Origin of the sequence: Mycobacterium sp. E2989 (assembly GCF_001667595.1) — a bacterium.
Taxonomy (GTDB): Bacteria; Actinomycetota; Actinomycetes; order Mycobacteriales; family Mycobacteriaceae; genus Mycobacterium.
On record NZ_LZJX01000110.1, the window covers coordinates 1 to 26,237 of the forward strand.

The following is a 26,237-nucleotide window of genomic DNA, read 5'->3' on the forward strand; positions in this document are numbered from 1 at the left end:
TGCGCGGCGACCGGATCCTGGCGTTCGACGCGGACGCGGACTCGGGAAACCTCGCGGATCGAGTGGGACGCCGGCCCCCCATGCCCATCGACCTACCCCGACAGCCCGTCGCCACGACACCAGAAGCTCCGCCGGTCGAGCGGCCCAAGCAGCCCCCACCGGAGTCTGACCGACTGCAGCAGCCCCCGCCGGCCGAGCCGAAACCGCCTGCGCCGCAGCCGGAGCCGGAGCCGCGGACCCACGCCCCCGCCCAACATGCGCGACACGCGCGCCGCGCCAACCGCGGCGACGCCGATGGGCAGGACCTCCCCAACACCGGCCCCAGCCGACACAGCCACCGCGCGAAACCGACCACTCCATCCGCCGCACCAAGCCCACGCGTCAGCCCGTCGGCGGCGAAACCGAATGGCGGCCCGGTACCGCCCGCGTCGAAGCAACGTGAACGCGACCTAGCCCCCGCGCGTCCCGCGGCGCAGCGACCCGCCGAGTCGCCGGCCCACCGGGGTTCGCCGCCGGCGCCCGCGAATGGCGACCGCGGACCCGGCAGCGCCGTCACCCACACCGGTCCCAAGCCTGCCGACACCGCCGAGGCCGACGCGGTACCGCAACGCGGTTGGCGGCGTTGGGTATACGCCTCGACGCGCATCAACGTCGGCTTGTCCCGCGACGAGAAGTACGAGCTGGACTTGCACCGGCGCATTCGCCGCCTTCCGCGCGGCGCGCACGAGATCGCGATCGTCGGCCTCAAGGGCGGAGTCGGCAAGACGGCCGTGACGGTCGCGCTCGGCTCGGTGTTGGCGCAGGTGCGCGGCGACCGGATCCTGGCGTTCGACGCGGACGCGGACTCGGGAAACCTCGCGGATCGAGTGGGACGCCGGCCCGCTTCGTCCGTCGCGGATCTGCTTGCCCGCAAGGACCTTTCACACTACAACGACGTGCGCGCGCACACCGGGGTCAACGCGGTCAACCTCGAAGTGCTCGCCGCGCAGGAGTACAGCTCGGCGCCGCGCCCGTTCAGCGCGGCAGACTGGCGGTACGCGGCCGATGCGGTGTCCAGGTTCTACAACGTCGTGCTGGCCGACTGCGGGGCCGGCTTGACGCGCGGTGTGCTCGCCACGGCATCCGGGGTGGTGATCGTGACCACCCCGTCGATCGACGGTTCGCGGCAAGCGACCGTCGCGATCGACTGGCTGCGCAACAGCGGGCGACAGGAATTGCTGAGCCGCGCATGCGTGGTGATCAACCATGTCGCACCGGGAGAACCCAACGTCGCCATCACCGGCCTGGTACGGCAATTCAGCCAGGATGTACGGCCGGAGCGCATAGTGGTGCTGCCCTGGGACAAGCACGTCGGGGCCGGAAAAGAGATCGAAATCGGCCAACTCGACCCGGTCTACAAGCGTAGGATTACCGAGCTTGCCGCAGCACTGTCCGACGATTTCGACAGGGGTGAACGTCGTTGAGCGCGCCCACCGCCACTGCCGGCGCGGCCGCGACCGCGGGGACCGCCGGCACCACGCCCGCCAAGCCCGCGACCACCCGGGTGACCATCCTGACCGGCCGGCGACTGACCGATGTGGTGCTGCCGTCGTCGGTCCCGATCGACACGTACATCGACGACACCGTCGCCGTCCTGGCCGAACTGCTCGAAGACACTCCAGCCGACGTGCTCGCCGGCTTTGACTTCTCTGCCCAGGGCGCTTGGACTTTCGCGCGGCCCGGGGCCCCGCCGCTGAAGCCGGACAAGTCCCTCGACGACGCCGTGGTGGTCGACGGCTCGTTGCTGACACTGGTGTCGGTCAGTCGCACCGAGCGGTACCGACCGCTGGTCGAGGACGTCATCGACGCGATTGCGGTGCTCGACGAATCCCCCGAGTTCGACCGGACGGCGCTCAATCGCTTTATCGGCGTGGCGATTCCGATCGCGGCCACGGCCGTCTCCGCGATAACGGTGCAGGCGTGGTGGAACACCGGGCGGCACCTGTGGTGGCCGCTCGCGCTGGGCATCGCCGGGCTGCTGGTGCTCCTGGGCAGTTGGGCAGCCAAGAGGTTCTACCAGAACGTGAGTCTCTCGGAGAGCTTGTTGACGACGGCGGCGCCGTTGCTCACCGTCGCTGCGGCGCTTGCCGTTCCGCCCCCGCACGGAGCCGCTCCGCTGGGGGCGCCGCAGCTCGCCGCCGCGGCCGCGGCCGTATTGTTCTTGGCGCTGCTGACCCGGGGCGGCCCCCGGCGGCGTTCGGAGCTCGCATCGTTCGTCGTCATCACCGCGATCGCGGTCACCGCGGCGGCCCTTGCGTTCGGATACGGTTGGCAGCATTGGGTACCGGCCGGTGCCATCGTGTTCGGGCTCTTCACCGTCACCAATGCGGCGAAGCTGACCGTCGCCGTGGCCCGGATCGCGCTGCCACCCATCCCCGCCCCGGGAGAGGCCGTCGACCATGACGAATTACTCGACGCCGTTGCGGGCCAAGAGGGTGGCGACGACAAGGAGGCCCGCACCTGGCAGGCCATCATCGCGTCGGTGCCCGACTCCGCCGCGCGCCTCACCGAACGCAGCGAACTCGCCAAGCGACTGCTGGTCGGGTTCGTCACGGCCGGCACCCTGGTGCTCGCGGTCGGTGTCATCGCGATCGTGGTGCGCGGGCACTTCTTCGTGCACAGCCTCATCGTCGCCGGGTTGGTCACCGTCACATGCGGATTCAGGTCACGCCTCTACGCCGACCGGTGGTGCGCGTGGGCGCTGCTGGCGGCGGCCGTCGCCATCCCGATCGGGGTGACCGCCAGACTGTGTATCTGGTATCCGCACAGCGCATGGCTGCTGCTGACCATCCTGGTCAGCCTGGGCCTCGTGGCGCTGGCGATCGTCGGGGCGACGCTGTCAGTACGGCGCGTTTCGCCGGTCATGAAGCGCGTCCTGGAATTGCTCGACGGCCTCCTGGTGGCGGCCATCCTGCCAATGCTGTTGTGGATCACCGGGGTCTACGACATCGTTCGCAACATCCAATTCTGACGGTCACGACGGCCGCGAAAATTGCCGCGGTCCCGGGGCCGCGGGCCTGGTTAGGATATTTCCGACGGCAAACGCGCAGAGGAGACCGGCTGATGATCGAACCATTGGTCGTCGAGCCGTCCCGCCTGGAGACGGCCGGAAACACCTTGCGGGATCTGCCGTTTCCCTCACCGCCGGCGCCGATTGTCGCGCCCGGAGCGGATTCCGTGTCGGCGGCCGTGAACGCGACCCTGCCGATCATCGAATCACCGGTGGTCGACGGGTTGCCCGCCGTCAAAGCCGCGCTCACCAGAACCGGATCCAGCATCGCCGCCGCGGCGGGAATGTATACCGACACCGACCAGAGACTGGGCGACCGGCTGACCCAAGTCCAGTTCCTCGCGGCCACCAAGGAGTCTTCCGCGGGCACGTCGGGCGACAAACCCGACGGCGCCCCGGTGGATGACGAGAAACCCGCGCCGAAACCGACTCCGAAACCCCCGACACCCCAGCCCGACCAAATGGCCGGCGCCGGTGGGATGCTCGGGTCTGTCATGCAAGGCATGCAGGGGGCGATGGGAAGCATGCAGGGCATGCAGGGTGCCGGCGCCACACCGGCGCAGCTCGCGGACAGCAACAAGCCCGACGACGAGGCTCGCGACAAGAAGTCCGACGACGAAGTGGAATCCGAAGCGTCCGCCGAAGGTGCGGCGCCGGGCAGCGAGACGTCGGAGGGCATCCCCACCCGGCCGCCGGCCGCGGCGCGATCGGAAGCGGCCCCGGCGGAGATCAACCTCTAGGGCGGGTCGCGCCTCAATGCGGCTGAGCTAGCCGTCCCATTTCGGCGACGATGGATCGGCGAAGCTCGTCGGGCGGAAGGTCGTGCAGTCCCGTGGCGGAGCGCAGGAACGGTTCGAACATCTGCCAGCCGAGCAACAATGCGCTGGCGTTCGCCGCTGCCAGCCGCGCCGCTTCCTCGCTGGGGTGCTGGGGCCGGATCTCGTCGAGCAGCCTGGCGGCGGCGGGGAAGCTGGACTGCAGCTGACCCGCCGGATACCCGTCCAAAAGCGCCCGCGCGATCACCCGCAACTGGCGGCCGCCGGCCGCCTGGATCTCGTCCGGGGTCCCGCCACGGTCCATCACCGCGGAGAGCTGGCCCGCCAGATGGTCGAGTACCGAGGCGACCAACTTCTCTTTGGTACCGAAATGCCGGAAGACCAGACCGTGGTTGACCCGCGCGCGGGCGGCGATATCGCGGATGGAGGCGGCAGCCGGTCCCCGCTCGGCGAATAACTCGCTCGCGCTCTCGAGGATCGCGGCGACCACCTCGTCGCGGCCCGTCGGAGAAATTTCCCGCTCCGGGGGGCTTGCACCGTCTGTAGTCATCTGTCTACACTACCTCATAACGCACTGTAGTCGATTGACTACAGCCAAAGAGGGAGGAGGGCCTGGGCTGGACACCCCGACTGGCGTGCCGAGAGGCCCGGCCATCACGGCAATGCCCATTGACTCGACGGGGGCGGGCGCATTGAGGGGGGCGCCCGCCCTGTCGCCTAAGCCGGGACGGAATTCGGCGGGCCTTCTCCGATCCCGGCCGAGGGGTGCCGGGAAGGGTTGTAAGAGCCCGTTTTTCGGTGCGCGAGGGTTCGGTCGCCCGATTCACCGCGCGTCGGACAGGGCTGCGGTCAACAACCCGGAGAGGTGCTTCCAGTACAGCCAGTCGGCGACGGCCGAGCGCTGGGCGGCGGGATCGACCGCGGTGTGCGCCTCGTTGAGAACGACGTCTTGGGTGTGCTCGACGTAGCGTTGGAACGCCCGCAGGTGCGCGGCTTGGCGGCCGGGGGAACTGCTGGCCAGCGGCTTCATCACGTCAAACCACAGCATGGGGCGTTGATCGGCCGGGGGAGCGGCTCCCTCGGGTGCTGCCTGCTCGTCGGGCGGGGCCTGCTGGCCGGCCGCCGGCGCCGGCGGCAACATGCCGACCAGCCGGACGTCGGTGGTGGCGGCGAGCCGGTCCGCCGCCTCGGGATCGACCACCTCCAGGCGGGATCGGCCGACCATGTCGCCGCTGTCCGGAATGTCGTCGGGCTTCAGCACGACCTTGGCCGCGCCGGGATCGGAGTTGGCCAGCTGCTGCTCGGTTGCGATGACCGCCCGCAGCTTCTTGTCGTGATGGTCGGCCCAGCCCTGCACGGCCAGCACCGGGTACGTCACCCAGCGCGCCCGGTCGGCAGCGGGAATCGCGTCGTCGGCGCTGGCCAGCTGCACGGGCTCGGGTAATTGGATCCCGTCGGGGATGTAGGCGATCCCGTAGCTGTTCGCCACCACAATCGAGCCGTCGGTGGTCACCGCGGTCACCCAGAAGAATCCGAGGTCGCTCCCGCCGCGCGTGCCCGGTGCGTTCAACGCTGCCGCGATGCGCCGCGCGAGCCGCAGGGGATCGGAGCCGCCGTCCCGGCGGGCGGCGTCGGCGGTGGCGGCGTCGGCGATGGCATCGCGTTCGGCGCGTGCTTTGGAAACCGGGATGATCGGTGTCACCACAACCGCGTCCGCGGCGTCGGCATGGTCGATCGAGGACGTCGGGTCTCCGGCGTGTGCGGACGGCCGCGCTCCCGCCCGGCCGCCGGCCGCGGCCGGTTTGGTCGGGGCCGTACCGCCCGTCGACTTCGGGGCGGCGGCAGCGCTGTAAGCCCCGGCCCGGCCGCCGCGCGATCCGCCGCCCGATGCCCCCATGGGTCCGGCCGGCATGCCCGTCGCGCCGGCGGGCGCGGCGGCGGTGGACTCTTCGGTGCGGGGCGCCGCCGACGGCGACATCAGCGACGCCGGTGTCATGCCCTTGCCGCGTCCACCCGCCGCGCCGAGCGGCTCGGCCGACGCCGCCGGGCTGAGCGGCGCGGCGGGACCCGAGGGGGCGCCCGGGCCGCCGCCCGGGATGCCGCCTGGCCCGCCCGGGGTGACGGGGGCGGGCGGGCGGGGAGCACCGGTGGGCGGCGTGGGCGGTTGGCCGGTAAGGGGAGGCATTCCGGTCGGCGGTGGCGCGCCGCCACCGGGTGATCCGGGTGGCGAAAGCGGGGGAGCGCTCGGGGGCGGTGCGACCGGCGCGGGTTGCGCGGGATCGGGCTGCGGGCGTTCCTCTTCCTCGGGCGGTGCGGGCTTGTCCGGGAGTGCGACCGGGGGAGGTTGTTTCTGGTCGAGGAGATCCTGCAGGGCGTTGTGCGGCGGCTTCCAGGCCTTACTCGCCAAGATGCGCTCGGCGGTGCCGGTGACCACTCCGAGATTCGCCCCGTACGCGGTGCCCACCACCGCATTGATCGCGGCGGTCCGCTCGGCGGCCTCCAGAGCCGAATCGTTTTCGAGCGCATCGATTTCCGCCTGCGCGGCCTCGACGATGTCGCTCACATCCCACTTGGCCTGGGTGATCGAATCGGCAACATACCTATGCCAGGTGATGACCGTCGCCAGGCCGTTCTGCAACTTCGTCAGCTCATCGATGTTGGTGCCGAGTTCGGTATTGGCGGCGGCGGCGGCGCCCCCCGACCAGAACCCCCCGTCGAAGAGGTCGCTTTGTTCGTGCTGGCAGGTCTCCAACACCTCGGTGACCCGCCGCAGCACATCGGTGTACTGCTGCGCGCGGTCGTAGTAGTTGTCCTCGTCCAGCTCGGGCCACGCGTCCGGGGCAAGCATCTGCCCGGCGTATTCGCTCGCCGGCTTCGCGACGCCCATCGCCTACTCCTCTCCCGGCGGCGCAAACCAACACCGCGGCCGCTGGGGGGTACCGGACATCATGGTTAGTAAGCGTAATCGAGGTTCGGCCAAGCCAACTGCGGCAAATTGCGCGGCCGCCGGCGCCGGCGGAGGGCGCAAATCCGCGGGCCGCACCGGGTTTCGCTCAGGTCAAGCCCAGGGTCTCTTTGAGTGAACCGGCGATTCCGGCGACCAACTCGATGAGCCGCTCGTGCTCGGCGTCGATCTCTTCGGTCGCGGCGGCTTGCGCGTGGCCGATCGCCTCGTTGATGCGCTCCATGACCGTCTCCGCGCCCAGCCGCAACAGGCCGTCCTCGATATGCAGACCGGTCAGGCACAGCCGCGCATTGAGTGTCACCTCGACGGTCTCGGATTCGTCGGTGGCGCTGAATGTTTCGGTGTCCCTGCGATGCTGCTGATCTTCCAGCGCGGACTGGAACAGCCGCGCCTGCCGCATGGCCTCGGCCACCTGGGGATGCATCTCGACGGTCATTGGGGTCCTCACTTGTCGGGTGTGCTCTTGCGCGGGCGGTTCCCGATGACGCCCTCAGTCCATGCGCGCTCCTCGGTATAGAGCGATTCGTCTTCCGATTGCACGCGTTTGCCCTTGCCCTGATTTTGGTTCTGGCCGGGGCCGCCCATCGGCGCCATACCGCCACCCATGCCGCCGCCTGCTGCGCCCGCCACGGCGGGCATCGCGCGACCCGGTCCCCCACCCCCGGGTCCCGCGCCCGCCGGCCGCGACGCCGCTTCGGCATCCACCGCGGGCTGCAACGGCATCGATGGCACGCCGGCCCCGCCGCCACCACCCAACGACGCGGGCTTGAGTCCCGCCCCACCGGGCGCGCCGGCCCCCTTGCCCTTCAGCGCGTCCTGCATCGCGGCGTCCATGGCCGCCTGATCCGGCGGGGCTCCAGCCCCACCCATCCCCGGCGGCATCATCGGCGTCATGGGCGTCGGCGTCGGGGGAATGCCGGTTCCCCCACCGTCGAGGATGGGGTCGACGATGGTGTCGTCCCCGGGAGCGTTGGGGTCGGGCGGCGGGGGGATGTACTGGGCCCTGGGGGGCGTTTTCGGGCTCACCGGCGCCATCGGCAAGCCCGCGTTCGAAACGTAGAGCGCGAGTGACCGCTCGGATTTCGCCTGCAGGCTTTCGTACCAGCTGATCGCCATGTACAAGTAGTGGCCGCCGTCTTCGGTGTATCTCCGGTACCACCAGTCGTTCAGCTCGACTTCGTAATTCGTGGGGTGCTCGGCCTCGACCGCCCACGTCCCGTCCGGATTACGCGAGGCGGAATCCCCGTAGGCCACTCGCGCTTTCTTGTGCGCGTCGACGACCCTGTTGGCCTGGTTGCCGAGCGTCACGCACATCTGTGCAATCGAGAGGATCCACTCGCGTTGGGTGTCGAAGTTGTCTTCGACGAGACTGCGCGCCTCACCCTCCCAGGAAACGAAGGGCCGGAACCGATAGGCCGTCTTCTGGAATTCGCGTTGAAACGCGTCCCATTCCTTCGCGAACGCCCGGAAGCCCGCGCCCTGATCGCCGGCCTCGATGTCCTTGGCCGCCTGCCTGACCTCGTAGTACGGGTATTCGAACGTCGGCGGCGGTTTCAGCGGCGGCAGTGGATCGTGGGCCCAGCTCTCGTCTTGCAGTGCCGACAGTTCGCCATTTGCTCCCGTGGCCGCCCCCGAAGCCGACGAAGACCCATTTGTGCCGATGGCATCGATCGACGCCGCCGCCCCCTCGTCGACCTCTTCGTAGGCCTTGGCCGCGTTCCGTAGCGACTTGGCCAACGCTTTCCATTCGCGCTCACAGGTTTTCAGGTAGAGCCGCATCGCGTCGGCCGACAGCGCGAGTTGGGTGGCGGCGTCGTTGACGAACGAAAGGGCGCACGGCGGCGGCGGATTGGTGGCGGGGACGGGCGGCAGCGGGGCCTCGATTTCGTCCGCCCGCTGCAAGAGCTCCTCGTACTCGACCTTCAGCATCTGAGTCACGTCGGGTCATTCTCCTTTTGCGCAAGCCGTCGGGGATTCCCGATGACCGCGGCCCGGCCCGGTCGCCCGGCGGTGGCCGATGCTGACCGCACCACCGGCGCGTGACACAGACGCGGCACCACCGAAGACAGGATGCGGTGCGACCACCATCACCCCTTTCGTAGTGCCGGATCCCGCGGGCGGTGCAGGGTGCACATACCGCTCACGATGGTTAATCCTAAGTCACCAAACAGTGCCCACGCGCAGCAATTTGCGCCCTGGCTTTCGGCTCTTTTCGGGCCGAATTCGGCCGGTCCGCAGGGGGTGGCCCGGCGAGATCCGGCCGCCTCGGTGTCCCGGGACGACGTGGGTTGCCGGCCGCATTTCGGCGGCTTGGGGCGCACTCCCGGCCGCCGGAAAGGCGGTCGTTCTGCGTTACGCTCACCGCAGCCATGAGACTGGACATCCACCTGCAAACCCATTCGGAGACGAGCGTGCATGGCGGGCACCGGTACGTCGGCGCTCCGAAAAGCGAAATCATGCTCAGGTGCACACAATCGTTGGTCACCTCGATCAATGAAGCATCGGGCGACATCCTGCTGCGCGTTTTCGACGATCACTCGTCGCCCGCCGCCATCGCGCCGCTGCACCGAATCCTCGACGGCTGCCGGCATCCGGTCGAATTCGTCGCGCTGACGGATCGCGGCTACAACGCGTCCTGCGTGGCATCGTTCTCCAGGGCCCGTGACGACGCCCGCGACCTCGTTTACTTCGTCGAGGACGACTATCTGCACGCGCCGTCGGCCATACCGGAGATGCTGGAGGCCCATGCGTTCCTCAAAGACAAACGCGGCGGCGCCGAAGTGGCCCTTCACCCATTCGATGATCCCGACAATTACCTCAGCCCGATATACAGCCGGCATGATTGCCGAATCCTGTACGGCCCCCGCCGGCATTGGCGAACAAACACGCACACGACGAACACCTGCTGGGTGGAAACCGCCACATTGAGGCGGAACTGGGAGCTTTTCGACCGGCTCGCGCGCTATTCGAGCACGCCCTACGGCCTCGAACATCACATCTTCGAGGAATCCACCATCAACAAGATCTGGCGCGAGCAGGTTTCGCTGTTCACCCCGCTACCGTCGCTGGCCCTGCACCTTCAATACGCGGCGCAGAAGGACCCCTTCCTGGACTGGCAACGGTGGTGGGAGGCGGCGGCGTACTGAACGCGCCGGGTCAGGGCTCTCGGTCCTCGAACAGCGCGCAGTAACTTCGCTGTCCGGCCGCCTTGAACTGTCGGTAGAGCTTGAACCTGATCTCGCCGTCGGCCAGCCGCGTCAAAAACTGCTCGAGGCCGTCGAAGAGGTCGTCGTACTGCTCTTCGAGCACCGCAAGGCGCGAACTGGGACCTTCCGCCCGGTTGGTGTGCATGATCCGCAGCGCCAAAACGGAAAGCCGGTCGACGATCGTGCCGGGCGTTTCGGTGTGCAGCGGTGCGGTGTCGCCGGCATCGAGGCGCTCGAGCAGGCTCACGTCGATGTGCTCGACCGCCGCGTTGCGCCGGGCGTTGAGGTCGTCGATGCAACGCTTCCTGCGGGCTATCTCGCGATCACTGACACCGGCCCGGCGAACGGCGTCTTCGTGATGCCACAGGGCGAAGTTCAGCGCGTGCACGTGTAGCGTCTTCGCCGAGATTCCTTGCCCCTCAACGGAAATCGCCGGCTCGGCGCAGTGCCACGCCAGCGCCCTGTCATAGAATTGACGCGCGGTCGACAGCAGCCCCGAAGTGGTCGGGTCACCGCCGATGCTCCCGCGCAGCCCACCGCAGAATTCGGAGTAGCTGGTCGCCAGGTGCTCGAAGTAGTCGCGGGGGTCGAGGCCCGGTCGCGGGGCGAAGACGATGTCGACTGCCCTGTTTGGTTGCCCGGAATCGGTTGGCAGCTCGCACTCGTTGACCTCCACCGATACCCGAGGGATGGGCCCTGCGGTCGAATTCGCCCGCACCGCAAGCTGTCTCAACTCGGCCAAGACCTCGCCGTGGCCGCGGTCGCCGGCCGCCGCGACGCGGACATACCGCGGCTGCAGGCCGGAGTCGCCGGCGGGGGGATGCCCCTCGCAACCGCGAAGGGTACGGCCGCCGAGCGCGCCAACGCGCTGCTGGAGCAGCCGAATACCCGGCTCGAACTGGGCGTGACAGCGCAGGCCCTGCATGCTCGCCGTCATGAGCGGCTCGCCATCTCGCGGACGGCAACATCTTCCAGAGCGCTGAGGGCCGTGTCGACGGTGATGTCCGTCATGGCCGCCATGTGAACGTGCCGGTGTGGCGCGAACCGGAAGCCCCATCTGTCTGGGTGGGTGGGACCGTAGAGGCCCACGCCCGGAACGCGTGCCAGGTCGGCGGCATGCAGCATGCACGAGTCGATTCCCAGGAACAGGTCGGCTTCGGCGACCATGCCCATCGCGAGGTCCAGCGGCAAGCCGAGGTGCGGGATGACCCGGTCGCGTTCGCGGCCGACGTTGAGCTCTTCGGGTCCCATCCCGACGACCCACACCACAAACTCACGGTGACGCACCAGGAACCGGTCCAACAGATCGATGAAACGGGTGACCGGCCACCGCTTGTTGAGCGACTTGGTGTCGGCGTGCACGGCCAGGACCTTGGTCCCGGCGGGCAGCGCGGCGCGAAGCGCCCGGATCTCCGTTTGCACGGACGCGGGGATGGGCACCAGCCCGGCATAGCTTTCGATCCGCGCGTCGGGATTGAACAGCCGCGCCAATTTGAACGTCACGTCGGCCGCGTGCGGCAGGTCCCTGGGCACCACGATGTCGTAGGCGTCGCTGGTCGGAAAGCCGATGCTGGTCGTGGGCGCCAGTCGCTGCCGAAGCGGACGGACGAAAACGTTCGACGGCACGTCCCACGGCACGGCGTCGATGAACAGGTCGACGTCGCCGATCTCCGTGACCAGGGCGTCGTAATCCAGGACCCGGTTCGACGGCGGTCCCAGCGGCGGCCCGAAGGGAGGCGACCCGGTGATGTCGACGAGCCGCGCACCCAGCTCCCGGAAACACAGGTCGTAGCTCACCTTGGGGCACACCAGTGTCATTGGCGCACTGAACAATTCGGCCAGCGCCCGCAGCGTCGGCAAAACCAGGACGGAGTCCCCGATAAGGGTGGAGAAATAGACCGTGGGCCTACGCGCCTGCAGCAGATGCGTTAACAGGCCACGCTCAACCGTTACCGAGTGACCGCCCTGCAGCACCGTGAGTTCGCTCAACCCGACCATCCTTTGCCGAGCTTAAACCCGCGTCGGGCATGGTGAGTGCACGAATTCGTGAAGAAAGCCGCGTCCCTACTGCCTGCGTTCGGCGAGCTCGTCCATCGCCGCCAGCACCTCGTCGACGGTGATGTCGGCCATCGTGGTCTTATCGACGTGCCGGTGGGGCCCGAACCGGAACCCCCACGTGTCGGCCCGCGTCGGGCCGAAGAGGCCCACTCCCGGAACGCGCGCCAGATCGGCGGCATGCAGCATGCAGGAATCGATCCCGACGAAGAGGTCCGCCGCGGCGACCATGCCCATGGCCAGGTCGAGCGGCAGGCCGAGGTGGGCGAAGATCCGGTCGCGCTCGCGCCCGACGTTGAGCTCCTCGTGCCCCATGCCGACGATCCACGCCACGAAGTCGTGGTGGCGCGACAGGAACCGATCCAACAGGTCGATGAATCTGGTGGCGGGCCAGCGCTTGTCCGGCCAGTTGGTGTCGGCGTGCACGACCAGCACCTTGGCGCCCGGGGGCAGGGCGGCGCGCATCGACCGCGCCTCCTCCTGGACGGGCGGTGGTATGGGCACCGGCTGGGCGTAGGACTCGATGCGCAGCGAGGGATCGAACAGCCGGGCCAACTTGAACATCAGGTCGGCCGCGTGGCATTCCTCTTTGCCGATCACGACGTCGTAGCCGTAGTCGGCGACGAAGCCGATGCTCTTCTTGGGCGTTATCCGCTGCACCAGCGGACCAATGATGGTGTTCGACAGCGCACTCCACGTCAGCGTGTCGATGAATACGTCGACGTCACCGATCTGTCCGGCCAGGGCGTCGAAATCGAACGGACGCCGCGACGGCGAAGGCGGGCCGGCGGACGCCGTGAACGGCAGCCCCGCGGTGTCGACGTGCCGCGAGCTGACCTCCCGAAAGCACAAGTCGAAGGCGACCTTGGGACAGATCATCGTGATGGGGGCGGTGAACATACCGGCCAGCGCGCGCACCGCCGGCAACGTCAGCACCGAGTCCCCGATGTTCGAGACGAAACACAGCGCGGGCCTTGCCGCGTGCAACAGATCCGTCAGCGGCTCCGGCTCTGCGCGCACCGAATCGCGTCCGGGAGAACCGACATCTCGCTCGAAATCGCCCATGCTCCCGGCAGAGTCTAGACGCCGGGAGGGGCGTTGTCCCCCAATCCGAGTGGGCTGCGGCTCAGATCAAGCCGACCGTGTTCTGCAGCGAACCGGCGAGCTCGGTGAGGGTGGCGAAGAGCTGCGCCTGCTGCGCCCGCAACGCCGCCGAGGCGCCGGCCTGCGCGTTGTGCAGCGCCTCGTTGATGCGCTGCTGCACGGTGTGGGAGCCGAGGCGCAGCAGGCCGTCCTCGATATCCAAGCCGACGATGCACCGCTGCCCGTTGATGGTCACCTCGACCGTCTCGGTTTCGTCTGTGGCCGTGAAGGATTCGGTGTGCGTCCGGCGCATCTGGGACTCGAGGGCCGAACTGAATTGGTGCAACTGCTCGAGCGCCTGCGCCACCTGCGGGTGCGCGTCGGGGCTCATGCGAAGAGTGCTCATGAGGAAGGTCCTTAACCTCGGCTGAGTCTTGCGCGTGGGCCGACCGCGCTTGGTCCACGACCGGCTCGAGTCTATGGCGCCCAGGCCGATCGCGCGCGTCGAGCGGAGTCGCCCCGGCGGGGCTCAGGACGCCGTTCTACCGGCCCCGGGCAGGGTCTGTTCGTAGCGGCTTTCCTCCGGCGCGCTGACGGGCCGGATCGGCAGTTGCCGGTGTCTGGGGGTGCTGAGGACGTTGTGCCGCAACGTCACCCGCTCGACCCCGGCGTGCCGGCCCAGGTAGCTCGTCGCGTGCGGCCACGCCACCTTGGCCTCCGGCCCGAGCTGCGCGCCGACCAGCTCGGCGAATTCCCGGAAGTGCGGGCCCAAGGTGACGGTGCCACCGGCGGCCACGGCCCGCAGGACGAACTGGGTGAACACCCGGGCGTCGCCCAGGTTGACGCTCGTGTCGACGTCGTCGAACGGCAGATAGACCGGGTAGTGGCTCGCCGTCTCACCGACCAGCACGCCCGCCGACCCGATGGGCAGCTGACAGTGCCGATCGGAGACCAGGGTCTGACCCTGCAACGCGGCCCGCTGGCCACCGGACACCCGCTGGAACCCGCGGCGCTTTCCCGGCTTGTCTCCTGTGGTGAGCAAAACGGTGGATTGGGGCGTCGTCCCCGCCCCGACGCGGACCCTGACGATGGTGTGATCGGCCGGCGCCGCCCACCACACGTCCGGACCGCCGGGCGCGGTGTATGCGGTGGTGAAGCTGCTGCGCCCCTTGATCGTCGACCATCTCTCCCGTTCGAAGCCGATGTCCGTGGCGCGGTCGTAGTCGTCGAAGCTGCGCCCGCACACCGCGTCGACCCCGTGCCTGGCCAGTTCGTCGGCGATCCTGGTCGTCGACGCCACCAGGTAACGGACCAGGCCCGCCACCCCGGCGTCGCGCCGCCCGGCCGACTTGCGGGCGCGCCGCGGATCGGCCCGGATGATGATCCACGTCCGGCGATGCGCCGGCGCCGGGTCCGAGCCGACCAGCTGCTCGTACATGCCCACCACGTCCGCCGCGGCCGTCTTGGCTACGCGGTAGCCCGCCGAGACGACGTCGGCCTCCAGGTCGGGACAGTGAACGCACAGCAACTGCTCGAGCAACCGGGTGTCCACCACGTCGTCGGTGTTCGCCTTCCCGTCGACGATGACGGTTGGGGTGAACGGACGCGGGACGAGCTCGATGACGGCGACCAGGACCTTGCCCTTCCACCGCACGGCGACGTGGTCACCCGGCTGCACGGTGGCTCCCACGACGGGCTCCGACGGCGTATCCAGCGGCCGCCGGCGGCGCACCAGCCAGGCGAAGAACGCGGCCACCCAGCCGAGCAACCGTCGACCACGGAAGGTGACCAGCGCCAGCAGCACCGCGACGCCCACGATGGTGGGGCCCGCCCACGGGTAGCGCGTCTTCAGGAACAGCAGGATGCACGGCGGGGCCAGCACCCCCAAGAACAGCGCGTACACGGTGCTGAACCGGAGCCCCAGTGATCGCATCGTCGTCACCGCCGCCGCAGCGCTCGGCCGGCCAGCGCGGCCAATCCCAGCGCCAGGGTCAGCCCGATGATTCCCAGCGCCACGGCCGTGATGGGCCCGTGATCGGGCGGCGGCACCGGCACCGGGGGTGCGATCCGCTGCACCGACGGGGCGTTCCCGGGTCCCGCCGGGAGGTCCCACGTCAGCGCCGCGACGGCATCGACGACGCCCGCGCCCACCGCGTCGTCGACGCCGCCGCCGGGGTGTCGCGCGGTGGCCGTGATCCGATTGATGATCTGAGCCGGAGGCAGGTCGGGAAACTTCTGCCGGAGCAGGGCCGCCACGCCGGAGACGTACGCCGCGGCGAACGAGGTTCCGGCGATGGGGACGGGACCGTCCTTGCCTGGCAACGCATCCACCGGCTCGCCGTTGCCGCCGAGCGCGACGATGTCCTCCGCGGGTGCCGCCGCGCCCACCCAGGGTCCATTCATCGAGAACGGGCTCGGCGCCCCGTTCTGGCCGACGCCGCCGACGGCCAGCACCAGCGGCGCGTACCACGCCGGCGTGACGATGGTCTGCACCTGCTCCCAGCCGCGGGGGTCGTTCGGCCGGGACGCATCGGGCGGGGGGTTCTGCGAGCAATCGCCGCCGGTGTTGCCGGCCGCGACGATGACGACGGCGCCCTTGACGTTGACCGCGTAGTTGAGCGCGGCGCCCAGGGAGGACTCGTCCACCGGTTTGCGCACCTTGAAGCAGGCCGCCTCGCTGATGTTGATCACGCCGGCACCCATGTTGGCCGCGTGCACCACGGCGCGGGCGAGGCTGCGGACGGACCCGGCCGCCGGTGAGGCGTTCGGGTCGTTCTGGTTGTTCTGGTTGTCCTTGGCCTCGAAGGCCTCCGACGTCTGGCGCACCGAGATCAGCCGCGCGTCGGGCGCGACACCGACGAACCCGTCGGTGAGCGAGGGCCGGCCGGCGATGATGGACGCGGTGAGCGTGCCGTGGGCGTCGCAGTCGGAGAGGCCGTTGCCGTCGGGGACGACGAAATCGCCGCCCGGCTCCGCCGGGACCCGGGGTGAGGCGTCCACGCCGGTGTCGATCACCGCCACCGTGACCCCGGCGCCGGTCGCGAATCGCTGCGCCTGCCCGACGCCCAGGTAGGCGTTGGCCCACGGGGCATCGTGAAAGTTGGTGCCCGGCAACGTCAATGGCGCACGGCAGACGCGGCGCTGTTCCAGGGGCTGGTCGGGTCCGGTCGTGTCCGGCGGCACCGCGGCCGGGTCTATCGAGGGTGGGGCGACCGCGGCGGCGGGCGGCGCGGTGAGCAATACGAACATGAGCGCCACCGTGATCGGGAAGATACGGTGCACCTCCGGACACTCCAATCGCTTCGCCGCGGCGGCCGCACTGGCTCGCCGCGGGCCTGCGAGCATCCTAAGCTTTCCGGGCCGAGTCCCGAACGCTTTTTAGGAGGCGATCACCAGACGATGGCGGCCATATCGCGGTTGTCCGAACACACGCTGCGCACCGCGGCCTCGATGTCGGGGGCGGTGATGATCTGCAGATCCTCGACCGTCACCGGCTGGCCCGCGCGCTTCTGCCCGACCACGCGGGTATCCCGGAAACCCTCCGCACGCTCAATGACGTTGCGGGCGAACCGGCCGTTCTGCATGGCATCGATGCCGTTGCGCCCGCCCGGAGTCGTGTAGTTACGGATCGTGGTGGCCGCGTCCAGGAACGTGGCCCGCGCCGCGTCGTCGAGCTTGCTGGCGCGGGGCGCGGCGTAGCGGTGCCCGATCTCGACGATCTCCGCGGGCGAATACGATTCGAACCGCAGCTTGCGGTTGAACCGCCCGGCCAAACCCGGGTTCACGGTGAGGAATTCGTCCACCTGGTCCTCGTAACCCGCGCCGATGAAACAGAAGTCGAAGCGGTGCGCTTCCAGCGCCACCAGCAACTGGTTGACGGCCTCCATGCCGATCATGTCGGGTGTCCCGTCCTGGTGCCGCTCGATCAGCGAGTAGAACTCGTCCATGAAAATGATTCGGCCCAGCGACTTTTCGATCAACTCGTTGGTCTTGGGGCCCGACTCACCGATGTAGTGCCCGCAGAAGTCCGAGCGGCGAACCTCGCGAATTTCGGGGTGGCGCACGATGCCCATTCCGGCGTAGATCTTGCCCAGCGCCTCGGCGGTGGTCGTCTTGCCGGTTCCGGGCGGTCCGACCAGCAACATGTGGTTGGTCTGCCCCTCCACCGGCAGGCCGTGCTCGAGGCGCATCATGCGCACTTCGAGCTGGTCCTCGAGCGCCGACACCGCCTGCTTGACCGCCGCCAGACCGACCTGCTTGGCCAGCAGGGCGCGGCCCTCGGCGAGCAGCTCGGCCCGCCGCTCGGCGGTGGCGTCGTCGTCGAGCTCGTCTCGGCTCTTGGCCGTCGACACGTCCCAGCGGTCGGTGCGGCTGGCGATCGTCTCCTCGTCGGTCACCACCAGGTGCAGGTTCGGGTCGGCCAACGCCTCCTTGGCCGCCTCGGTGAGGACCCCGTTGATGGTCGCCTTCGACAACCAGACCTGGGCCTTGTCCTCCTCGCGCAGCTGGCGGTGCACCATGCCGCGGACGTACGCCAAATCGGCGACCAGCAGCGGGATATCGGCCGGCCCGATCGAAGCGGTCAGCACGTCCGCATCGAAGCGGCCCGACGCGTTGGTCTGCCCGATCACGTCGACGCGGTCCAGCCAATCCAGCGCCACCCGGCCCTGCCCGAGGTGCGCTGCCGCGTGGGCCGCCAGCGCGCAGATCGAAGCCGTCACCGCCGACATGATGATGGCCTGTGGCGGCAGCTCCTCGGCGGCGGCCAGCAACACATCCGGCCAACGCTGCGTGGTGTACATCAGGAACGCGCGGGCCAGCTGGTGCCACTGATAGTTGGCCCAGGAATCCAACAGGTCGCGGTTGGCCAGCAGCCGGTCCGCCTCGGGGTACTCCCCGGCGATGGTGAGTGCCGACGCCAACGCCAGCCCGACTTGCGAGGCGTCGGTCACGGTGATCCCGATGTAGGGGCCCAGTTGGATCTCGGCGGCGAGCGTCTGCCCGATGCGGGTGGTCTCGCGGTGCAACCATTCGCTGGCGGCATACAGCTTCTTCAGCGATGCCAGGTCGTTGTCACCGCAGGCGATGCGGCCCAGCCACGCGTCGGCCATCGACGAGTCGGCATCGGTGGCCGCGACGAACTCCGGCAGTGCCGCCGCCCGGCCCTGCCGGCTCTTGATCGCCATGGCCCGATCGAAATGCCTACGGGCAGTTTGTAAATCACCCATTGTGTGCGCTCTTCAAACTCAAACTCGCTGACGTACTAGGAAACCGACATGGTGACCGGATCGAGGCTGACATAGCGGTTCTCGGCGCGGAACATGTCCATCTCGACGAGCCAGTCCTTGCCGGCCGCGCTGACCCGCACCGTGGCGGGGCCGATCTGCTCGATGATCACCTCGAAGTTGTGCCGCTGCCCGTCGGGCAGCCTCGTGCCTGACGGGGCGACGGTGATCACGGTAACGGGTCGCGGGGTCGGCGAGATCGGACCGACGTGCTCCACGACGCTGACCGTGGTGCGCGGCGCGGGCCGGGGGGTGCTGACGACGCTGATCTCCGGCATCCGCACGGTGGCCCATCGCGTGGTGTCGCGGGTGTGCACGCAGACGCGCTCGCCGGCGCCGGCGGTGCGGATCACGATGCGCTTGGCGATCGGGTCGTCGGCGGCCACGAAGACCCGCGACAGCTCACCGGCATCGGTGACCGGGATCAGCAGCCGGTCCCCGTTGCTCAGCTTGCCGATCAGCACGCCCGACGGGCCGATCTCGGTGACCAGGTGCTTGGGCAGGCGGCTGGGTCGCAGGGCGCGCAGGTAGGGTCGCGGCCCGCACATGTTGGCCGCGGCGGCGGCGGCCTGTTCCCCGTTGAGCCGGCGCAAGATCACGCTGGGCGCGGTCGGAGCCGGCGTCGGTGTGCGCACGGTGATGGTGGCGGTGCAGGTAGCGTCCGGATACAGGGTCAGGTTCTGGATGACCTCGTCGGCGCGCAGCGTCCAGGCCTGGGACAGCACGCGCGACGTGATCGCCTCCGGGGGATACGCGTAGGTCGTCATCCAGCCCGCCTCACCGCGGATGGCCTTCCACCTCTGCGTGTCCCCCTCGACGGCGTCGCACCCCAGCCGCCGATCGAGCTCGCCCAGGTCGGTGGCGGTGGCCACCTTCGCCCGCAACCCCTGGCAACGCAGCAGTCCCGCGATGCGCTGTGCGATCGAAATCGCCGCGGAGCCAACGGTTGTGCGCCAGCGCAGCGCTTGCGTGTTGTCGATGATCGACAGCCGCATGATCAGCCACGTTTCGCGCCGGCCCGCATACGGCGGCGTGCCGATCTCCGAGTCATACACCCGCGGATAGTCCCCGATGGTGCCGTGCCGAGAGCCGAGCGAGACGACGCTGATCGAGTCGAGCTGCAGCCCCAACGCCTGTTGCATCATCGGCACCAGTTCCACCACGTCGATGACGTTGTCCGTCTCGACGGTCACCGAACCGGTCACCGTGGTGGCCCGGTGCGCCCTGCCGAGCAGCTGCACCGCCACCACCGCGACACCGTCCTGCACGCGAACCCCGCCGCCGGATCGGTTGTTGGCCACCGTGATTGGCGCATCCCAGCGGATCGGTCGCCGGCCGTGGCGCCACAGGACCAGCCATGACCACGCCGGCTGACCCCACCAGCGGACGAACACCACCGCGATCCCGACCGCCACGGCGATCGCCGCGCCGAGGTAGCCGCCGGCCGCATAGCTCGCCACCGCGAGCAGGAAGACCACCCACACCCCGAGGACCCGCCGATTGCTACCGGGGCCGAACCCGGTCAGCTTGGTCCTCACCGCGCCCGCCTCAGCCGCGCGGCGACCAGGGCCACCAGCACACCGGCGGCCACCGCGCCGATGAACCCGATGGCGACGTTGCGCGCCCGGTGATCGGCCGGCGGGGGCGGCGGGGCGGGCCGGATCACGCGGGTTTGCGCGCCGGGCGGCAGCCGGTCACCCGGCGGGATGTTGAACGTCAGTGCCGCAACGGGATCCACCAGCCCGTAGCCGACCTTGTTGTCCACCCCCGCCGGCGGATTGTGCGCCGACTGGACGATCCGGTTGATCACCTGGTGCGCGCTCAGGTCGGGGAACTTCGCCCGGACCAACGCCGCCACGCCGCTGACGTAGGCGGCCGAGAAGCTGGTGCCCCAGAACGGCATGTTCTTCTCGCCCGGCCTCGACGGCGGGTAGGCGTTGACCGGCCCGCCGCCCTGCGGCGACAGACCCATGATGTGGGTGCCGGGCGCCGCGACGCTCACCCACGGGCCCGACATGCTCTTGTCGAGCGCGGCGCCGGTCGCGTCGACCGCACCGACCGACAGCACGTAATCGGAGAACCACGACGGCGACGAGACCACCTTCACCTGATGCCAGTCCCGCGGATCCGACGGATCCAGCGGGTCGTACATCGGGTTGTTGTTGCAGCCGGCTTCCCCGTCGTTCCCGGCCGCGGCCACCACCACCGCGTCCTTCACGGTGGCGGCGTACCACAGCGCCGCGCCGAGCGCCCGCTGGTCGGCCGGGGCCGCGGCCGGCAGGCAGGCGGTGACCGAAATGTTGATCACCTTCGCCCCCATGTTGGCCGCGTGGACCACCGCCCGCGCCACCGTATTGAGCGTGCCGGCTTTGACCTTCTCGTCGGAGTTGGGGTCGCCGGGTGGCGGATTGACCGGCTCAAAAGCCCTGGAGGACTGGCGGATTGAGATGATCGTCGCGTGCGGGGCCACCCCGACCACCCCGTCGGGCGCACCCGGCGGGAGCGGGGGCACCGCGGGTTCGTCCTCGGTCTGCGGATCGGCCGGCCCGTTGGAGGCCGCGGTGGCGCCCCCGCCCTCGGGCGGCGGGGGCGGCGGCGGTGGCGGTGGCGGGATCACCTGGGTGATCGTCACCGGCGGGGGTGGCGGCGGTGGCGCCACCGGTGGAGGCACCTCGACCGGGGGCGGCGGCGCCCCGTTGGCCGGCGGTGGTCCGGCGGGCGGCGGGAAGGCCGGCGTCGACGGCATCGGGCGCGGCATCGGCAGGACGCCTTGCGGCGCGGCGGCGATGATCGAGCCCACGATCGTGCCGTGCGCATCGCAATCGGACAGGCCGTCCTCGCCCATGATGTAGTCACCCCCGGGCACGGCCGGCAGCCGGGGGTTGGGCGAGACGCCGGTGTCGATGACCGCCACCGGAACACCGGTGCCGGTGCTGTACTGCCACGCTTTGGTGATGTTGAGCAGGTTGAAGCCCGGCGCCAGCTGCGCCACGTCGGGGTTTCGCACCGTAATCGGCGTCGAGCAGCTGTTGGCGCGGCGCATCGGTTGATCGGATCGGGGCGGCCCGTCCGGTGGCACCATTCCGGGATCCACCGGGGGCGGCGTGATCGCCTGCGCGGCAGGGACATTCGCGGACAGCGCGACGAGGGTGACGGCGCCGGCCACCGCCGCGGCCCTTTTCAGTGGCGAATCCACGTGAACAGCCCTCCCAGGGCCGCCGCGGCGGGCAGCAGGACGATGAACGCCAGCACTTCCACCCATTCCACCGTCAACCGGATGAAGGGCCTGAACCGCACCGTCGGCACCAACAGCGCCGCGGCCAGTCCGCAAGCGGCGAAGGCCGCCACCGCCGCCGCGGGCCAAAGCAGCCCGCTTGTAACGTCTTTCGGCTCGGCGAGCGCGTATTTGAGCACTCCGGCGCATACCGCGGCCGCCGCCCCGCAGGCGAGCGCCACGGCCTGGTACTTGGCGGCGAATCCGCGGCCCTGCGTGATGAAGATGCCCACCACCAGCCCGGCGACCACCAGCGCCAGCCAGGCCCACGGGCGCCCGGGCGTCAGCACCCCCCACACCGCGGCGGGCAGGACGAGCGACACCCCGACGCACACGCCGACCTGCACCGCGTTGACCAACCGCGCGGAGGCGGCGATCGCCGCGCCGCGCGCGGTGATGTCGGTCAATTCGTTGTCCTCGTCCTCCGATTCGTCCTCGCTGACCGGCGAGACGGTGTCCACGGGCATGCCTTCGCGGCGCGCGAACAGGTCGCGGCCGGTGATCGACCCGAAGTGCGGCGGCCGCACCCGAGCCACCCAGAGCGCGATCAGCGGCGTCATCCGCACCAGGATCAGCAATCCGACCAGCACGCAGATGGCGAGCACCTGCGCCGAGGCCGGCCGGAACATCCGGACGAGGGCGACCGCGGCGAGGATCCCGCACACCGTCACCACCGCGGTGACGACCGCGGTCTGCCACCGCTTGCGCGTCATCACCCCGATCGCGATGGCCCCCAGGATCACGATCACCAGGCCGATCAACCCATGGGCCGCCCCCAGCGCGCCGGGCGGCGCGCACCCGCCCGCGACGGCCAGCAGCACGACCGCGAGCCAGCCGAAGCCGCTGAACAGGTCGCGGCGCTCGCGCCAACCCCACCAGACCACCGAGGCCGCGACCACCAGCAAGACGCCGACGGCGCCGGCCACCGCGGCGGGGACGGGGCTGTCGGTGAACGTCCGCGCGCGCAGCGTCAGCGCCACCACCACCGCCGCGGCCATCGCGATGATCGCGATCGCGGTGTGCGCGGCGGTCAGCGGCGTCACCGGGGCGAACATTCGGTCGCCCCCGTCGCGACCGAGCCACTTGCCCATGGCCGCCAGCCCGGTCGACAGCGACTCGTACTGCGGTTCGAAAGACTCGCCGTCGACCCGGGGCACCAGCACCAGGGTGTCGCCGTCCTGCACGCCGAGCTCGTCAAGGCTCTTGTTGATGTCGAGCCGCACCCCGTTGATCTTGTGCAGTTCGTAGCTGCCCGCCGGCAACGTAATGCCTTCGAACCCTTTGCGCTTCAGGTCGGCGTCGAAGAGCTCGACCATTCCCTCGAAGAATCCCTCGACGGGAATTCCGGCAGGGAAAACTTGGGAGCAGAGATGCTTCTCGTAGGAAATGTTGACCGCACAGCGCGCCGGGAAAGCGACCTTATGCGCTGATGTCACGGCGCCGTCCGCTCGGCATCTGGAATGTATTTGTCGGCCAACCCGGCGGTAATTTCAAAAAGCCGCAACCGTGTCTTTTTCTTCAATTCATGAACCGTGTCGATGAGCCCGCCTTTGGCCAGGTGCGGATCGAACGGCATCTCTTCGACGGTTGCGCCGACTTTGCTGAACCGTTCCGTCAGGTAAGCGAGCGCATCCTTGTCGGTGATCTCGTCGGTGTGGTTGATGATCACGGTGCTGCGCGAAACCAGCTCGTGGTATCCCTGCGACCGCAGATAGTCCACCGCCCGCAGCACCGGCCGGGACCGGTCGGCGGTGATGCCGGAGACGAACACGAGGGTGTCGGTGCTTTCCAGGACCGGCTTCATCACCTCGTGTTCCAAGTCGGGCGAGGTGTCGACGATCATCACGGTGTGCGTGCGCCGCAACCGCGACAAGACCCCGGAGAACATGGCCGGCACCAGCGGCCGGGGCTGGTCGGACGTGCGGTTCCCGGCGAGCACGTCCAGCCCGATCGGGTTCTGCCCCAAGTGTTCACGAATGTCCGCATACCCCTGGACGTCGGTGTCGTTGATGATGGCGGTGTAGTCGCCCGGCGGCGACTCGTCGATGCGGTCGGCCAGCGTGCCGAAACCGGGGACGGCGTCGATCGCAATCACGTTCTGCGGGCGGCACTCTCGGAACACACCACCGATGCAGGCGACCATCGTCGAGACGCCGACGCCACCCTTACCCGAGACCACCGTGATGACGTACTGCCTACGGATGTGCCGCCGGATGCGGTTCTGCAGGTCCCGGTAGTGCCGCTCGCTGGGCGATTCCCCGGGGTTTATTTTCTTAAATGAGATGACGTAGATGAATTTCCGCCAACCCGAGCCTGGAGGAATCTTTCGAGGCGCCGCCAGATCGGTAATGCGCATGGTGTCCGATACCGAATCGGGGAAGTTGCGGCTCCCTGACGGATCCCCCCGTCTGAGCGCCCCTTCGTCCGACATATTCGGGTCATTCCAAGGGCTCGTCACTTCGCGATGCTAACACGCTCGGCGATACCGCGTTTACCGATCAACAGACCGTTCAAGCGCGTAAGGGGTTGCCATTCCACGGCATTGGTTTACTGACTTATCTTGGGTCAGTTGAGAAGTCGGCCCGTCCGGTCAGACCACCCGTCGATACGAGTACCACTCGTCGCCGGCGGGCAGGCGCCGGATGAGCCGCTGCACCGCGCCACTGATGTCGCTGCGCGACCCCGGCGAAAGGATCTGGTAGCGGCGCTGGCCCGAGATGACGTTCTCCACGCAGACCCGGCCGGCCGGGGTGTCGATGATGGACACGGTCGAATCGCCGACCGCGATCCGCGCCATCTCGTCCGGCCCGACGCCGGCCTGCAGGCCGACGATGTGCGCGTGCGCCGAACGGGCGGGATCCGCGGCCATCGTGACGATCTGCATCTGGTCGACGTCGAGGTTCTGGCCGAGCAGGAACTCCTTCAGGCTGGCAGCGTCGCGCACTGAGGCGAGCAACTGCTCGGTATCGAGCGTGACCGGTTTCAGCGGCGCCACCTCCGCCACCCCGCACAGCCGCTCGACCTGGCCCACCACCAGGTCGCTGGCGCCGTTTTCGTTGCTCGCGGTGCCGGCGGGATAGAGGCGCACCAAGTCTTCGTGGCGTTCCAGCACCACCCACCAGGAGGCGAATCGGCAGATGGTCGCCCGGGTGGCCTCGCGCCCGGGAACCGAGATGTTGATCAGGAGGCCCAAGTCGCGCCGCAACAGCACCGTGAGCCACTCGCGAATCATCGGGTCGGCGTTGCCGGCCTCGTCGAGCGCGCCCGCGGCCGTCAACTCGGCCGCCACCGGGTGGCGCAGCGCGCGTTCGGGGGTGTCGAGCCGCGGTATCAGCGGGCGCAGTCCGAGCTCGGGACAGGTCTGCTCCACCCCGCAGACCGCCTGCAGCACCCACAAGCCGTCGACCGTCGTTGTCAGCATGTCGGTTTCCTCAGCGGGCAAGGGCGCCAAAGGTGGGGCATGGACGCGCGGCGCGCCTGCCCCACCTTTGCCTCGGAGTCAGAACAGGCCGGCGATGTGCTGGTCCGTGCTGAGGGCGCCGTCGAGCACGTGCGACGTGGTCTGCCCGTGCTGGCGGATCGTGTCGATGAGACCCTGCAGCCCCGACAACATCTGCGCCTGCGCTTCGAAGAAGCCCGACGCGCCATGGCCGGCGAAGAATTCCTGCAACGCGTTCGTGCGGTTCGAGGTGTCATCGAAAATGCCCTGCAACTGGCCGGCGCGAGAAGCGACATCGGTGGCGAAGTCGGCGACGGCCCCCGGGTTGTAAGTGATTGGGTCGGACATAATTAAGTTCCTTTCAAAAGCCGTTTATGGATTTACGAGTGCGGGGCGGGATTCAGGATCCGCCGTGACCGAATAGGGCGCTGAAAGCGTGCGAAGAATCCGCCTCGTGACCCTCCATCAGGGCGGCGGCCTGCTTGAGGCCCTCGGCCAGCCGGGTGCCGCCGTTCAAGACCTTGTTGAGGTCGTTTTGGACCTCGATGGCCGTCGCGTGCGACGCGACCACCGCGTCACCGGACCATGTCGACGGGTTCATCACGTTTTCCTGATTTGCGACGTACCCCTGGCCGATACCAATCGCGTGTTCCATGTTCGCCTGGATGGCGTTGGAAGTATCGCGAAGCATTTGCGGTGTCACCTTGATTGTCACTGAATTCTCCTTCTCGGGTTGGCCGCCCCCCGTAATGCCTGGGGCATGGAGCGAAGTGTATGGCGGCTATTTATACCTGTCGATTCACCCTCAGCCGGGCCGGCTTCACACCCGATCGTCGACAACCCGCACTGTCGCGGGCTGTTCGGATTTGTCTCGAGATCCGCGTTCTCCTCCCGCCCCATGCCCCACCGGCATGCCGCCCATCGGTGTACCGCCGCCGACCGTCGTGGTCTGCGGACGCATGGCCTCGGCGCCCAACGCCCCGCTGGGCCGCAACCCCACCGGCCGACCGCTGCTGGCCGGTTCGAACGCGCTGACCCAGAGCCTCGCGATCGCCCCGCCCGTCGCGACCATGGGCGCGTCGCCGGCGGCGCCGGCGCAGGCGGC

The 26,237-nt window shown here is 69.1% G+C and carries 22 protein-coding genes and 1 pseudogene; 4 read left to right on the top strand and 19 right to left on the bottom strand.

Features of this window, described 5'->3' with window-relative positions; all coding sequences use genetic code 11:
• From A5680_RS25420 to A5680_RS19705, 3 genes are all read left to right on the top strand, one after another.
• Positions 1–1,463, top strand: a 1,463-nt coding sequence (locus A5680_RS25420) for an AAA family ATPase (protein WP_369827684.1), incomplete at its 5' end; no start/stop codon positions are given.
• The gene (eccD, locus tag A5680_RS19700; protein ID WP_067822310.1) at positions 1,460–3,010 is read left to right on the top strand and encodes a type VII secretion integral membrane protein EccD; all 1,551 of its coding nucleotides are present in this window, start codon (positions 1,460–1,462) and stop codon (positions 3,008–3,010) included. The genes A5680_RS25420 and eccD (A5680_RS19700), both read left to right, overlap by 4 nt.
• Positions 3,011–3,102: 92 nt before the next feature.
• On the top strand, positions 3,103–3,789 hold the full coding sequence (locus tag A5680_RS19705; RefSeq protein ID WP_067822313.1) for a hypothetical protein: 687 nt from the start codon (positions 3,103–3,105) through the stop codon (positions 3,787–3,789).
• A 13-nt stretch (positions 3,790–3,802) separates the two neighbouring features.
• Here the strand turns inward: A5680_RS19705 and A5680_RS19710 are convergent, their stop codons facing one another.
• From A5680_RS19710 to A5680_RS19725, 4 genes are all read right to left on the bottom strand, one after another.
• Positions 3,803–4,375, bottom strand: coding sequence for a TetR/AcrR family transcriptional regulator (locus tag A5680_RS19710; protein ID WP_067822316.1), 573 nt, complete (start codon positions 4,373–4,375; stop codon positions 3,803–3,805).
• Positions 4,376–4,648: 273 nt separating this feature from the next.
• Positions 4,649–6,712 carry a hypothetical protein gene (locus A5680_RS19715; RefSeq protein ID WP_067822319.1) on the bottom strand — a complete coding sequence of 688 codons (2,064 nt, stop codon included), beginning with the start codon at positions 6,710–6,712 and terminating at the stop codon, positions 4,649–4,651.
• Positions 6,713–6,878: 166 nt separating this feature from the next.
• Complete coding sequence (locus A5680_RS19720) at positions 6,879–7,226, bottom strand: YbaB/EbfC family nucleoid-associated protein (protein ID WP_055405264.1); 348 nt, start codon at positions 7,224–7,226, stop codon at positions 6,879–6,881.
• Between the two features lie 8 nt (positions 7,227–7,234).
• The gene (locus A5680_RS19725; RefSeq protein ID WP_067822322.1) at positions 7,235–8,719 is read right to left on the bottom strand and encodes a hypothetical protein; all 1,485 of its coding nucleotides are present in this window, start codon (positions 8,717–8,719) and stop codon (positions 7,235–7,237) included.
• A gap of 440 nt (positions 8,720–9,159) precedes the next feature.
• On the opposite strand from A5680_RS19725, the gene A5680_RS19730 reads away from it, so the two are divergent.
• The gene (locus tag A5680_RS19730) at positions 9,160–9,936 is read left to right on the top strand and encodes a hypothetical protein (protein ID WP_067822325.1); all 777 of its coding nucleotides are present in this window, start codon (positions 9,160–9,162) and stop codon (positions 9,934–9,936) included.
• A 10-nt stretch (positions 9,937–9,946) separates the two neighbouring features.
• Here A5680_RS19730 and A5680_RS25425 read toward each other — a convergent pair whose 3' ends face one another.
• From A5680_RS25425 to A5680_RS25430, 15 genes and pseudogenes are all read right to left on the bottom strand, one after another.
• A complete protein-coding gene (locus A5680_RS25425; protein ID WP_197499821.1) occupies positions 9,947–10,933 on the bottom strand; it encodes a DUF4254 domain-containing protein in 987 nt (328 codons plus the stop codon).
• Complete coding sequence (locus tag A5680_RS19740; RefSeq protein ID WP_197499822.1) at positions 10,930–11,985, bottom strand: glycosyltransferase family 9 protein; 1,056 nt, start codon at positions 11,983–11,985, stop codon at positions 10,930–10,932. Before A5680_RS19740 ends, A5680_RS25425 begins: the two co-directional genes overlap by 4 nt.
• A gap of 75 nt (positions 11,986–12,060) precedes the next feature.
• Positions 12,061–13,116 (bottom strand): glycosyltransferase family 9 protein, encoded by a 1,056-nt coding sequence (locus A5680_RS19745; protein WP_067822331.1) that lies wholly within the window; start codon positions 13,114–13,116, stop codon positions 12,061–12,063.
• Between the two features lie 61 nt (positions 13,117–13,177).
• Positions 13,178–13,540 carry a YbaB/EbfC family nucleoid-associated protein gene (locus A5680_RS19750; RefSeq protein WP_231633744.1) on the bottom strand — a complete coding sequence of 121 codons (363 nt, stop codon included), beginning with the start codon at positions 13,538–13,540 and terminating at the stop codon, positions 13,178–13,180.
• Between the two features lie 123 nt (positions 13,541–13,663).
• Entirely contained in the window at positions 13,664–15,067 is a 1,404-nt protein-coding gene (eccE, locus tag A5680_RS19755) for a type VII secretion protein EccE (RefSeq protein ID WP_067822346.1), read from the bottom strand.
• Positions 15,068–15,072: 5 nt separating this feature from the next.
• Complete coding sequence (mycP, locus tag A5680_RS19760; RefSeq protein ID WP_055405257.1) at positions 15,073–16,416, bottom strand: type VII secretion-associated serine protease mycosin; 1,344 nt, start codon at positions 16,414–16,416, stop codon at positions 15,073–15,075.
• A 107-nt stretch (positions 16,417–16,523) separates the two neighbouring features.
• Positions 16,524–18,362: a type VII secretion AAA-ATPase EccA gene (eccA, locus tag A5680_RS19765; protein ID WP_055405735.1), complete on the bottom strand. Its 1,839-nt coding sequence runs from the start codon at positions 18,360–18,362 to the stop codon at positions 16,524–16,526.
• 35 nt (positions 18,363–18,397) lie between these two features.
• Positions 18,398–19,957: a type VII secretion protein EccE gene (gene eccE, locus A5680_RS19770; RefSeq protein ID WP_067822334.1), complete on the bottom strand. Its 1,560-nt coding sequence runs from the start codon at positions 19,955–19,957 to the stop codon at positions 18,398–18,400.
• A complete protein-coding gene (mycP, locus tag A5680_RS19775) occupies positions 19,954–21,615 on the bottom strand; it encodes a type VII secretion-associated serine protease mycosin (RefSeq protein ID WP_067822336.1) in 1,662 nt (553 codons plus the stop codon). The genes eccE (A5680_RS19770) and mycP (A5680_RS19775) overlap by 4 nt, the downstream gene beginning before the upstream one ends.
• Positions 21,600–23,129 (bottom strand): type VII secretion integral membrane protein EccD, encoded by a 1,530-nt coding sequence (gene eccD / locus A5680_RS19780; protein ID WP_067822339.1) that lies wholly within the window; start codon positions 23,127–23,129, stop codon positions 21,600–21,602. Before eccD (A5680_RS19780) ends, mycP (A5680_RS19775) begins: the two co-directional genes overlap by 16 nt.
• A complete protein-coding gene (locus A5680_RS19785) occupies positions 23,126–24,151 on the bottom strand; it encodes a MinD/ParA family protein (protein WP_156349415.1) in 1,026 nt (341 codons plus the stop codon). Before A5680_RS19785 ends, eccD (A5680_RS19780) begins: the two co-directional genes overlap by 4 nt.
• Before the next feature lie 132 nt (positions 24,152–24,283).
• Positions 24,284–25,114 (bottom strand): ESX secretion-associated protein EspG, encoded by an 831-nt coding sequence (locus A5680_RS19790; protein ID WP_055399637.1) that lies wholly within the window; start codon positions 25,112–25,114, stop codon positions 24,284–24,286.
• Between the two features lie 78 nt (positions 25,115–25,192).
• Positions 25,193–25,480, bottom strand: coding sequence for a WXG100 family type VII secretion target (locus A5680_RS19795; RefSeq protein WP_007166892.1), 288 nt, complete (start codon positions 25,478–25,480; stop codon positions 25,193–25,195).
• A gap of 52 nt (positions 25,481–25,532) precedes the next feature.
• Positions 25,533–25,847: a WXG100 family type VII secretion target gene (locus A5680_RS19800; protein ID WP_007166893.1), complete on the bottom strand. Its 315-nt coding sequence runs from the start codon at positions 25,845–25,847 to the stop codon at positions 25,533–25,535.
• 105 nt (positions 25,848–25,952) lie between these two features.
• A pseudogene (locus A5680_RS25430) lies at positions 25,953–26,237 on the bottom strand (PPE family protein); the annotation flags it as partial.

Coding starts and splice junctions, on each gene's coding strand:
- A5680_RS19705 (WP_067822313.1), top strand. CDS start 3,103: ATGATCGAACCATTGGTCGTCGAGCCGTCCCGCCTGGAGACGGCCGGA.
- A5680_RS19710 (WP_067822316.1), bottom strand. CDS start 4,375: ATGACTACAGACGGTGCAAGCCCCCCGGAGCGGGAAATTTCTCCGACG.
- A5680_RS19715 (WP_067822319.1), bottom strand. CDS start 6,712: ATGGGCGTCGCGAAGCCGGCGAGCGAATACGCCGGGCAGATGCTTGCC.
- A5680_RS19720 (WP_055405264.1), bottom strand. CDS start 7,226: ATGACCGTCGAGATGCATCCCCAGGTGGCCGAGGCCATGCGGCAGGCG.
- A5680_RS19725 (WP_067822322.1), bottom strand. CDS start 8,719: ATGCTGAAGGTCGAGTACGAGGAGCTCTTGCAGCGGGCGGACGAAATC.
- A5680_RS19730 (WP_067822325.1), top strand. CDS start 9,160: ATGAGACTGGACATCCACCTGCAAACCCATTCGGAGACGAGCGTGCAT.
- A5680_RS25425 (WP_197499821.1), bottom strand. CDS start 10,933: ATGACGGCGAGCATGCAGGGCCTGCGCTGTCACGCCCAGTTCGAGCCG.
- A5680_RS19745 (WP_067822331.1), bottom strand. CDS start 13,116: ATGGGCGATTTCGAGCGAGATGTCGGTTCTCCCGGACGCGATTCGGTG.
- A5680_RS19750 (WP_231633744.1), bottom strand. CDS start 13,540: ATGAGCACTCTTCGCATGAGCCCCGACGCGCACCCGCAGGTGGCGCAG.
- eccE (WP_067822346.1), bottom strand. CDS start 15,067: ATGCGATCACTGGGGCTCCGGTTCAGCACCGTGTACGCGCTGTTCTTG.
- eccA (WP_055405735.1), bottom strand. CDS start 18,362: ATGGGTGATTTACAAACTGCCCGTAGGCATTTCGATCGGGCCATGGCG.
- A5680_RS19790 (WP_055399637.1), bottom strand. CDS start 25,114: ATGCTGACAACGACGGTCGACGGCTTGTGGGTGCTGCAGGCGGTCTGC.
- A5680_RS19795 (WP_007166892.1), bottom strand. CDS start 25,480: ATGTCCGACCCAATCACTTACAACCCGGGGGCCGTCGCCGACTTCGCC.